General features: G+C 58.5%; 10 protein-coding genes and 1 tRNA gene. 6 read left to right on the forward strand and 5 right to left on the reverse strand.

The window, feature by feature from the left end:
- Positions 1 to 118 precede the first annotated feature (118 nt).
- On the reverse strand, positions 119 to 895 hold the full coding sequence (locus VXJ24_RS11250; RefSeq protein ID WP_330973015.1) for an ATP-binding protein: 777 nt from the start codon (positions 893 to 895) through the stop codon (positions 119 to 121).
- Between the two features lie 500 nt (positions 896 to 1,395).
- On the opposite strand from VXJ24_RS11250, the gene VXJ24_RS11255 reads away from it, so the two are divergent.
- Together VXJ24_RS11255 and VXJ24_RS11260 are read left to right on the forward strand one after the other, a co-directional pair.
- Positions 1,396 to 1,486, forward strand: a tRNA-Ser gene (locus VXJ24_RS11255).
- Between the two features lie 76 nt (positions 1,487 to 1,562).
- Positions 1,563 to 2,114 carry a LemA family protein gene (locus VXJ24_RS11260; protein WP_330973016.1) on the forward strand — a complete coding sequence of 184 codons (552 nt, stop codon included), beginning with the start codon at positions 1,563 to 1,565 and terminating at the stop codon, positions 2,112 to 2,114.
- An 83-nt stretch (positions 2,115 to 2,197) separates the two neighbouring features.
- Here VXJ24_RS11260 and VXJ24_RS11265 read toward each other — a convergent pair whose 3' ends face one another.
- Complete coding sequence (locus VXJ24_RS11265) at positions 2,198 to 2,710, reverse strand: DUF4256 domain-containing protein (protein ID WP_330973017.1); 513 nt, start codon at positions 2,708 to 2,710, stop codon at positions 2,198 to 2,200.
- A gap of 479 nt (positions 2,711 to 3,189) precedes the next feature.
- On the opposite strand from VXJ24_RS11265, the gene VXJ24_RS11270 reads away from it, so the two are divergent.
- On the forward strand, positions 3,190 to 6,012 hold the full coding sequence (locus tag VXJ24_RS11270) for a hypothetical protein (protein ID WP_330973018.1): 2,823 nt from the start codon (positions 3,190 to 3,192) through the stop codon (positions 6,010 to 6,012).
- A 38-nt stretch (positions 6,013 to 6,050) separates the two neighbouring features.
- Here VXJ24_RS11270 and VXJ24_RS11275 read toward each other — a convergent pair whose 3' ends face one another.
- Both VXJ24_RS11275 and VXJ24_RS11280 read right to left on the reverse strand, forming a co-directional pair.
- On the reverse strand, positions 6,051 to 6,329 hold the full coding sequence (locus tag VXJ24_RS11275; protein WP_330973019.1) for a hypothetical protein: 279 nt from the start codon (positions 6,327 to 6,329) through the stop codon (positions 6,051 to 6,053).
- Between the two features lie 371 nt (positions 6,330 to 6,700).
- Entirely contained in the window at positions 6,701 to 6,943 is a 243-nt protein-coding gene (locus VXJ24_RS11280) for a helix-turn-helix transcriptional regulator (RefSeq protein ID WP_330973020.1), read from the reverse strand.
- Positions 6,944 to 7,238: 295 nt separating this feature from the next.
- Between VXJ24_RS11280 and istA the strand changes: the two genes are divergently transcribed.
- The 3 genes from istA (at position 7,239) to VXJ24_RS11295 (ending at position 10,094) form a co-directional block, all read left to right on the forward strand.
- Positions 7,239 to 8,825: an IS21 family transposase gene (gene istA / locus VXJ24_RS11285; protein ID WP_330973021.1), complete on the forward strand. Its 1,587-nt coding sequence runs from the start codon at positions 7,239 to 7,241 to the stop codon at positions 8,823 to 8,825.
- Complete coding sequence (locus VXJ24_RS11290; protein WP_330973022.1) at positions 8,792 to 9,373, forward strand: ATP-binding protein; 582 nt, start codon at positions 8,792 to 8,794, stop codon at positions 9,371 to 9,373. Before istA ends, VXJ24_RS11290 begins: the two co-directional genes overlap by 34 nt.
- A gap of 148 nt (positions 9,374 to 9,521) precedes the next feature.
- Positions 9,522 to 10,094, forward strand: a complete 573-nt coding sequence (locus VXJ24_RS11295; protein WP_330973023.1) for a hypothetical protein — start codon at positions 9,522 to 9,524, stop codon at positions 10,092 to 10,094.
- 37 nt (positions 10,095 to 10,131) lie between these two features.
- On the opposite strand, the gene VXJ24_RS11300 is transcribed toward VXJ24_RS11295, so the two are convergent.
- The coding region (locus VXJ24_RS11300; protein WP_330973024.1) for an integrase core domain-containing protein at positions 10,132 to 10,474 on the reverse strand (343 nt) is incomplete at its 5' end.

The following is a 10,474-nucleotide window of genomic DNA, read 5'->3' on the forward strand; positions in this document are numbered from 1 at the left end:
CTGCATGACCCTTCGCCATCTCGTCCCCCGATCCTCCGGATGCATCAGCCGTTCATCCATATGATGCAGCGGAGCGGCGACAGGAATTCCTGCGGTTATGCCGGAGGTCCTCAGCCATTTACATGAATTTGCCATTGCCGGTTTTCCGGAACAGCTGCAATGGGACAGACTGCCAAGCCTCCCATATTCGGTCGGCTGAGATGGCCGTGCGGGCATTTTCCGAGATATCCCGCTCATAGTTCTTGAGCAGACGTAGCTGCACCTTCCTGCTCTCTTCAAGCAGGTGGTTATCGCAGTATGCCTGCACCGCCTCAGGCATGCCACCTACATAGAAGTAGAGCTTCAGAAGATCGTCGTAGTGTTCCGACATGGCGCAGGCATCACCGAGCGACTCTATCTTCAGAAGGTCTGCATAGTGTCCCTCTCCAAGAGCCATCAGGAACTCCGTGAAGGTCATAGGGTGTATGTCCAGATAGTCCACCTTACCCGCAAGCCATGAGATGCGCTCGTCACTTTTCGTACTCCTGTTCTGGGCAGTGCCGAGAAGGGATCCAGCAGCAACAACCGGCACATCAGGCCTGTCCTCGCAGAACACCTTGAGCGATGTGATTGCACGCGGACACTCCTGGATGTCATCAAGGAATACCAGTGTCCTGCCATCCGTAGGGTTAGTCGAGGTATAGGTACCGATAGCGGTAAGAAGACGGTCCGGATTCAGCGTGCCATCGAAGGCGCGCTTCATGACCTCATTGTCATGGAAGGCTATATGTGCGACTGCATCGTAATGGGTGCGTCCGAACTCCTTTAGAAGCCAGGTCTTTCCCACCTGCCTGGCACCGCCGACAATCAGAGGCGTTCTGCACGGAGACGCTGCCCAGGCTTCAAGGTCCTTCATAGCCGTACGCTCCATTGGTGCTTCGCCCCTATACTCGCCAGTTGGTCTCATGAACTGATTACCTTCATCGCCATTATTGGCGATTCCAGACATCTATTTCAGTCTATTTTGGCTACCTTATAAAGCGACTCTGGTAAATACGACGGTTTTAGCAATTCTGCTACTTATGAGACTGAGCCTTCTATCGTTCAGCTGATGCCGAAGCGCGACTACCAAAACGCTGATGCGGGTTAATGTTCGCGGAGTCACGGTCTATGCCTGTGACTGCATCCTTCGGCCATCGTGCAAAAAGTTAGGCTCGGCTTGCCAGAATAGACTTTATCTAATTGCCGGCAAAGTCTATTGCAGAACAATTCCAGGCAGAACAGACTCTAAGCAGGGATTGACGCTTGTTCGTCATATAGGTGCATCTATCCAAGCCCGTCATGCCGCCAGATGCCCTTGCAACGGTTGCCTGTTCTGAAGACCTGCTGTTTGGGGTATGATGATTGAGCACCCACGGAGGGGTGGCAGAGCGGTTGAATGCAGCGGTCTTGAAAACCGCCAGGCGGCCTAGCCGTCTCGAGGGTTCAAATCCCTCCCCCTCCGCCATTTTTTAAGATACAGCAGGCAGCTGTATGACATAGATGCTGCATCACGCGGCGTCCCGAGCAGATTGGACGTTCCCATGGCAGTCGCACTCATCATCATCGCTATTGTCATCATCCTCGCTATCTGGTTCATTACCCTGCGCAACGGCATTGTCGAGAAGAACAACCGCTGCGACAACGCGCTGCAGACGATCGATACCCAGCTCCAGCGCCGCTTCGACCTCATCCCGAACCTCGTGGAGACCGTCAAGGGCTATGCAAAGCACGAGTCCGAGACGCTCGAAGCCGTGACGGCAGCACGCGCCGCTGCAACGAGCGCACAGACGACCGGCGAGCGCCTTGCTGCAGACAACCAGCTCACGGCAGCCCTGCGCCAGCTCTTCGCCGTCTCTGAGGCCTACCCCGACCTCAAGGCCAATGCAAACTTCCAGCAGCTCCAGTCCGAACTCACCGACACCGAGAACCGCGTCTCCTATGCCCGCCAGAGCTACAACGACTGCGTGCTCTCCTACAACAACGCAATCCAGACATTCCCGGGCAATATCGTCGCTGGCTCCTCATTCCAGAAGCGCGAAGGCTTCAAGGTGGACGATCCAACCGCACGCCAGGCTCCGTCCGTCAAGTTCTAGGACCCGCGACATACTCCAGCACGCACGACGGGCGCTCGCGCAGGCGGGCGCCCTTCTTCTTGGCGAAGAATCTGATTTGCTGGCTAGCTGAGCCCAAGGCAGGCCCTGAAGCCGCGTGAGGCATAGTAGGAGTCTGCCCCGTTGCAGTAGATGAAGACACGGCCATATCTCCTCGAGCCGAAGAGCGCGCCTCCCTGCTCCCGTATGTCCTCGGGCGTGAGGATCCAGCTTGTCGTCTTCTCATCGAGCGGCTCTGCATCTTCGAGAGCGAGATACATCTCCTCCGACACAAGCGTGAGGCCATGCGCCTCTGCAAGCTCCAGGGCACTCGTCTCGGGAGGATTGCGCTTCCGCTCTGTCCTGGCCTTTCCGTCGTAGCAGCAGGACCTTCTCTTCGGCGACTCATGGCTGAAGTCGACCATGTAGAGCCTGTCTTCGAAGAAGAAGGCATCAGGCTCTCCTCCGGTCTCTTCCATATAGGCAAGCGATTCGAGCTTCTGGGCATCAAAAGCTGATGCCACCTCACCCCAGGAGAGGGAGGGATGGCGAGAAGGATGGGCGCAGAAGCGTGCCTTCAGGGTCTCGGTCATATCCATGGGAGTCCTTCCTGCTCATGCCTATGCTGGCTCTGTCCCAGTAGCTGTATCCCCTGAAAGACAGCCTTCATATCGCATACATCACCTGCGCCAAGGATTCAGATTCCCATGCACTTATTTCATATCTGATGTACCGTTCGCCGAAAGTTTGCGATGATGCAGTCCTACATATCTTTTCAGATATATGCATATACACGATATTGTGTACTGGTAGTTGCTTCAGAATCCATCCCATATCAGAGGGGATATTTTTCGAATCGTTCAAAATGTCTTTTAATGCGCTCATCGCTGTTTGATGCAGTCCATGTATCCTACCTGCGCTTTTTGTAACATTCTCTTTACACATTAAGACTGGTTTCAGTTGACACAACGCTTTCCAAAGAGCACTATGACATTATCTCTATATTCAGACTGTGCTGAGGTATCTGCACCCCTTCCTGCGGTTCTTTCACAGTCCAAAACGAAGATTGGAGCTGCACATGAAGAAGCCGAGCATCGCCCGCAACGCAATCGCTGTGGCGGTGGGCCTGAGCCTTGTTGGCTCTGGCGTCCCCCTGACTGCACTCGCTGAGGGCAGGGGATCCGTCGACGATCAGAAGACGAACGACACTGCAACGACCTACGATGTGGCAACCCTGAAGCAGAAGCTCGCTGACGCAACTGCTACCGAGGATGCTGCACAGAAGAAGGTCGACGACGCCGTCAATAACGTTCTTTCCGCAGAGCAGAACCTCAAGGACGCAAAGGCAAAGGCAGCTGACGCTGCTGCCAAGCTCGAGGCTGCCCAGAAGGCAGTCGACGATGCCGAGGCTCCCAATGATGAGGCCCAGGCAAACCTCGAGACCGCCAAGAAGGCAGCCGATGAGGCAAATGCCAACCTCGAGACCGCCAAGAAGGCATATGACGACGCCGTTGCTCTCCGCAACAAGGTAATCGACCTCAAAGATGCCCTCATCAAGGCTATCGCCGCCCGCAACCAGGCTTACTACGACTGGCAGAATGCATACAAGGCATTCGAGAAGGCTGAGGAAGCTTACAAGCAGGCTGACGCCAACAATACCGCAGCGCAGGATGCCTATAACACCGCAAAGGCAACCGTCGATAACGCCCAGAAGACCTTCGATGAGGCTAACGCCGCCTACCAGAAGGCCAACCAGGAGATGAACGACGCGTACAAGGCCAGCGAGGAAGCTTCCATCGCTGCACAGAAGTCTGCAAAGGCAGCCAAGGACGCTAAGGACGCCTATCTCCCGGCCCAGCAGACAACTGATGCCGCAAAGAAGGCTGCAGACGGATCTGCTGCAGCAGTCGATCCGCTCGGCAAGGCCCTGAACAAGGCATTCTACGACAGCTCGTCTGCCGAGAAGGCTTACTATGGCGCCAAGGACGCTGCCGACAAGGCAAACGATGCGTACAAGCAGGCACAGGCAGACAACGCCGCCGCTCAGAAGGCAGCTGACGACGCATCTGCTGCATACAAGACCTATACCGACAAGTACAATGATGCTCTCAGCGCCTACAACGATGCAAAGGCAGCAGTCGACGACGCTCAGGACCAGGCAAACAAGGCTAACGAAGCCCTTGAGAACGCAAAGTCCGCATCTAACTATGACGCCCTCAAGCAGGCAGCACAGAATGCTGCGGATGCTCTCAAGACCGCTCAGGATGAGCAGACCGCTGCTGAAAGTGCTGCATATTTCGCCAAGGCAACGATGGACGAGGCAGAGACCAATCTCGGCAATGCCAACAACAGCGTTGCTGAGCTTGAGCAGCAGCAGGCTACTCTCGCCCAGGACGTTCTCAACAAGGCCGCCGCTGCCCAGAAGGCAGAGAACAAGGCCAAGGAGACCGGCGATCCTGCAGACATCGCAGCCGCCAAGAAAGCACGTGCTGCCTCCAATGAAGCTGATGCTGCCAAGAACAAGGCAATAGCTGATCTCCAGACCGCAAAAGATGCTGCCGAGAAGGCCGAAGCCGCCTACAACGACGCCTACAGCAAATCCGCTGAGGCGAACAGCAAGCTCGAGGCTGCTAAGGAGAAGACCGCTGGCGCCCAGAAGGAAGCAGAGGACACCAAGGCAGACCTTGAGAAAGCTGAGCAGCAGATTGCTGCCGCCCAGGCTGCAGTCGATAAGTCCAATGAAATCCTGAAGAACTATCAGGCTGCAGAAGCTGACGCAAAAGCAGCGGCCGATGCTGCCCAGCAGGCTGCCTATGGCGCATGGATTGAGCAGCAGCAGACCGCAGAGGATGCAAGGGCCGCTGCTCAGAAGGAGCAGGATGCCAAGGACGCTCTTGACTCCGCCATCACCAAGCGCAATGAGGCTCAGGATGCATACAACAAGGCCTACGATGCCTATGTTGCTGCGGAGGATGCATACAACAACGCTGTCGTGAAGGCAACAGACGACAGCAACGCTTGGAAGGCTGCAAAGCAGAATTCCGACGCTCTGAAGAAGGCTCTGGACGAAGCAATCGCCAAGCGCACGGAGGCCTTCAAGACCTGGAATACGGCTAAGGATGCCTATGCAGCAGCAACCAGGGCTTACTACCAGGCTGACAAGAACCTCTCTGATGCAAGCGCCGCTCTGAAGAAGGCTCAGGACGAGAACGACCTTGATGCTCTCAAGAAGGCTATGGATGATGCAATCTCCGCCTTCACCAAGGCATCTAAGGAGTACAATGCCGCCAATGAGGCCAATGAGAATGCCAAGAAGGCCTATGAAGACGCCGACAAGGCGGCTCATGACGTTCAGAATGAGTACCTTGCTGCCAAGAAGTCTAACCCGACTGACGAACAGCTCGACACTCTCAAGAAGAACCTCGATGACGCTCAGAAGGCAGCTAACACTGCGAACAAGAACCTCGATGACGCTCAGAAGGCAGCTAACAAGACTGCGCAGGCACTGAAGGACGCCCAGGACGCTCTCGACCAGGCCAAGCAGGACGACGCTGACGCAAAGCAGTCTCTCGCCGATGCCCAGAAGGCACACGACGACGCTGTTGCCGCCCTCGAAGAGGCCAAGGATGCCCTCAAGAAGGCTCAGGACGAGGTCGCTTACTGGCAGGCAGCTCTCGACGCCGCACAGCAGCAGGAGCCGGAGCAGGCTTCCGATACGACGTCCGACACGAAGTCTGACACCAAGGCTGAACCGAAGCACATGAAGGACACCGCAGAGGCTACGAAGACTGCTGTTCCTGACACGAGCGATCCTTACGGCAATGTTGCCGGACTCGTCGCTCTCGTCGGTGCAGGCGCTGTTTCCATCGCAACTGGCAAGCACTTCCGCCGCGAGCTCTAAGCTTTCCTAGCATATACGGGATGCCAGAACGCCCGGAGCTACGGCTCCGGGCGTTTTTCTTTGCTGTCTGTTTCTATGGTCCCGAAGATCATATCAACCTGCAGGTGTTCTTTTCCGCATGCTTCGAGAGATTGTTCGTTACTGTTCGTTGCACAGCTTTCGCTGTCTCTCAGAGGCTCTTCCAGCGCTATATGCATTTTCTTCGGCATGCTCCTCTTCGAACGCAGCTCTGCTTCGCTGACGGTAACTTCATGTGCTGCAGCGCCGCTCCCAAGCTCCTTGCTGATATAGATTGCGGGATGCTTTGCGTCCGGCACCACGATGCCTGTATCTCTGCGTCACGCCATCTATCCCCCGCTCTGCAGGGATCTCTGTATTGCATTGAGTGACGAAGAGGGCTTCCTCCTGCTGGATGATGCTTCCATCTCGTCTCGCTGATTGTCCGCCTCGTCCCTGCAGAGGCAAAGCTACGCCACAGCTTCTCCCGCGTCCCCCGAAGCTCTGATGCTAGCATCTTCCTCCTGTGGCACCGCGGCATGCAAGCAATCGAAGGATGAGACGCCAAGAGATCAAGCATCTCGTCCGCCTGCTCCACGAGTGTCGCATCCGTTTCCTTGAATACCTCAGCGAAGTAGAAGCGACGGGGATTATCTTCCAGATCGAGCCTCTCGATCCTGCACTGTTCCTCTTACCTCGTGAGATATTCACGGTACTTCGCTTCATAGTTCAGCAAGTATCGTGCGCTGCCGTCAGGCATAACATGCTCGAGCTTGAGTGCCATACCTTCTGTGAGACAAATCTTGCCATTGGACAAGTTGGTGACATTCTTCTCGCTCGCATCGATACGCTGCGCGAAATCCTTCTGACTAATGCCACGCTCATCGAGATGCTCCTTGAGAATTCTGCCAGTTGGCATCGTGAATCCAGCCATGTCTCTGTCCTCTTCAGCAGTAGTCCTCGATTGCAACTATCCTCACTTGCGTAATCGTATGCAGGTCGGATGGATCAAATTCTCCTCGTGGCTCCAGAACTATCCTCAAGTGAGTATTAGCCCGTACTGGCACTGCGGTTGTCGCGCCTCGGCACCAGCCGGCCGATAGCAGGTTATTGCCTTTCGGCACCGTCCATATTGCGCTTCGGCACCGCCTGCTGAAACCAGGCGGCGGGCCCCTCTTGCGGCTGATAGCTTCCTCCTGCCATGTCCCAACGAGACGAAGGAGGAATGCATGGCAAGGAAGATCAGGGCCAGGCTGATACTGCAGCAGCTGGCCGCAGGGACATCCCGCAACGCGATAGCGAGATCGCTCGGGGTGTCGAAGCACAGCATCCAGGCTGTCGCCGAGGCGGCAGAGAGGGAGAAGGTCTCCTGGCAGGATGCAGAAGGCATGGAAGAGGGCGAGCCCTGTTCGAGGCTCTTCCCGGAGAAGGCCGATGCAGCCGAATGCGTCTATCCCGATCCTGACTGGGATGCGATCCACAGGGAGCTCAGGAAGACCGGCGTGACGCTCAGGCTGCTGCACGGCGAGTATGCAGACGCCCTGAAGGCCGAAGGCAAGCCATGGATGTCCTATGACCGGTTCTGCAAGCGATATGCGGAATATGCCGAGCGGCGCAATGTCGTGAGCAGGGTCGGCCACAAGGCGGGAAGGACGCCCGGGGCCGGCCGGGCGGGGCCCACGATGCAGCTCGTGGACCCCATGTCCGGCGAGGTGTCGAAGGTGTACCTCTTCGTGGCCGCCCTGCCATTCAGCAGATACTCCTATGTCGAGCCGACGCTGGACATGAAGCAGGATACATGGCTGCGCTGCCATGTGCATGCCTTCGCCTTCTTCGGGGGATGCACGCCAATCATCGTCCCCGACAACCTGCTCACGGGCGTGAAGAAGCATCCGAAGGAGGGCGAGGTCGTCCTCAACGAGGCATACCGCGAGCTTGCGGCGCACTATGGGGCAGCCGTCCTCCCTGCCCGCGTGAGGCATCCGCGCGACAAGCCGAGCGCCGAGAACGAGGTATGGTGCGCGACCATGTACGTGATCGGCGCCCTGCGCGGAAGGGCCTTCGCCGACATGGGCGAGCTCAGGGCAGCCGTGGCCGAGTGCGTGGAGAGGCACAATGCAGCCCCCTTCGAGAAGCGTGAGGGATCGAGGCCCGGGAGCTTCATGAAGGAGGAGGCCGATCTCCTTCGCCCGCTGCCCGCAGTCCCATACGAGGTGTGCGAGTGGGTCCGTGGGCGCAAGGTCCAGCAGAACTGCCACGTGAGCTACAGGGGCAGCTTCTATTCCGTGCCCTTCCGTGCGGTCGGCTCCACGGTCGACCTGAGGGTCACGGACACCGCGCTCGAGATCTGGAAGGGGTCCGAGAGGCTCTCGACGCACGCGCTCATGCCTCCATGCGCGAGGAACCGCTATTCCACGCATGAGGAGGACATGCCGGACGGGAAGGCCTGGCAGGAATGGGATGCGGACAGGATCCGCAGATGGGCGGACCGCATCGGCCCCGACTGCCGGGCAGTGGCGGAGCGCATATTCCAGTCCTATGCATTCGAGGAGCAGGCATTCAATGCATGCCTCGCAGTGCTGAGGCTCTCGCGCAGGCACGGCAGCGCCCGGCTCGAGAGGGCATGCGGGATGGCGCTCGCATCCGGCAGGAGATCGCCGCGCTACCGCGACATAGAGCCGATCCTGAAGTCAGGGCAGGATTCGGCAGCTGCGCAGCAGCCGGTGCATGAAGAGGGAGGATGCCTCCGCGGGGAGGCCTGGTACGGAAGGGACGGTGCGCGATGGACATCGGACAGGAGACCCGCAGGAAGATGAGGGACATGGGAGCGGACGAGCTGCTCGATGCGCTCCTTGCCCAGGACGATGCGGCATGCATGGGGATGCCGTCCGGGCAGAGGATCCAGATGGCGGTCGACGAGGCGCATGCAGGATATGTCGCCGGCAGGATCCGCAATCTCGTGAAGAGGGCGAACCTCAGGTATCCGCAGGCGAACGTGCGCCGCATCGGCCATGCGGAGGAGCGCGGTCCCGGCCGCGTGCTCATAGGCGGGCTCGCGGCCTGCGGCTTCGCCACGAGAGGCCAGGACGTCGTGCTCTTCGGGCCTGCAGGCACCGGAAAGACCTATCTTGCCTGCGCGCTTGCCAAGGAGGCATGCGCCTCGAGGATGCGCGCGAACTACATCAGGTGCCCCGACTTCGAGGAGGCCTGGAAGGATGCCCAGGAGCGTCCGGGAGGGGTCGCGAAGGCCGTGAGGAAGTATGGCGCGTTCCAGGTCCTCGTCCTCGACGAATGGCTGCTCAGCAGGCCAGACGACGGCTTCCGGCGCTTCCTGCTCGAGATCTTCGAGCTCCGCTGTGTTTGATAACCTCTGAGTTGCGGATTTGAGCGTCGGGCACTTTCGGGTCTGAGCACGAAAAACTTTCGGGTTCTGGCATGGGCACGCCGACCATCCCAAAGCTGGTCCAACATGTCGTTGCTTCGGTTATCGACATAAGGAGGCCAGAAAGGAAATGATCGGCGTGGACAAGATAGAGGATATACGCAGAAGGGCGAGAGGCGGGGAACCGATAGCCTCGATCGCGAGGGCAGTCGGCGTCTCGGAGCCGACGGCCAGGAAGTACGCGAGGATGGAGGACCTGTCGCCCGAGCCGCCGAAGAGGAAGGAGCCGGAGAGCGAGCTGCTCGCGCCGCACAGGGAGACGATCGACTCCTGGCTCGACGACGACTGCAGGAACTGGCGCAAGCAGCGCCATACGGCCGTGAGGGTGTATGTGAGGCTCATCAACGAGCGCGGCTACGAGGGCTCCTATTCCACCGTGCAGCGCTACGTGAAGCAGCGCCGGGAGGAGATGGCCCGCGAGCGCGACCGCAGGGACGCCGAGGGCTTCCTGCAGCTGAGCTGGCTGCCCGGAGAAATCCAGGCCGGCATCGGCGAGGCCGACTTCAGGGTCCGCGGGGTCCTCACCAGGGGGAAGTACCTGACCGTCACGTTCCCGCACTCCAACGTGGGGCTCACCCAGGTCTTCTGGGGCGAGACGGCCGAGTGCGTCTGCCAGGGGCTGCGCAGCGTCTTCGAGTTCTGAGCCCTGTCAATATAATGGACAGCGGAATCGCAGATTCCTACACGGCCAGCATGTCTTCCGGACTGTGCCGGAGGACCCTCTCGAAGCGGTCGAAGAACTCCTGCATAGCCTCTGCCGGCACGCGGTCCCCGATGGACTCGTGCGGACGGTAGCGGTTGTAATATGACTCGATGGACTCGATCGCCCTGTGCTTCGTCGTGGATGCATCCGCCGGGCGCTCGTGGTGGTACCACTCGTTCTTGAGCGTCCCGAAGAACGACTCTAATGCGCTGGATGCGATTATGTGCCGAGTGGGTGCCGGACGGCAGGCGGAGGGGCCCGGCCATCCGGCGCCCAGCACATAATGCATCGCGCTACAGGGATTCGAGGAAGCTGAGGAT

Source organism: Olsenella kribbiana, from assembly GCF_036408795.1.
GTDB classification, from domain to species: domain Bacteria; phylum Actinomycetota; class Coriobacteriia; order Coriobacteriales; family Atopobiaceae; genus Olsenella_L; species Olsenella_L kribbiana.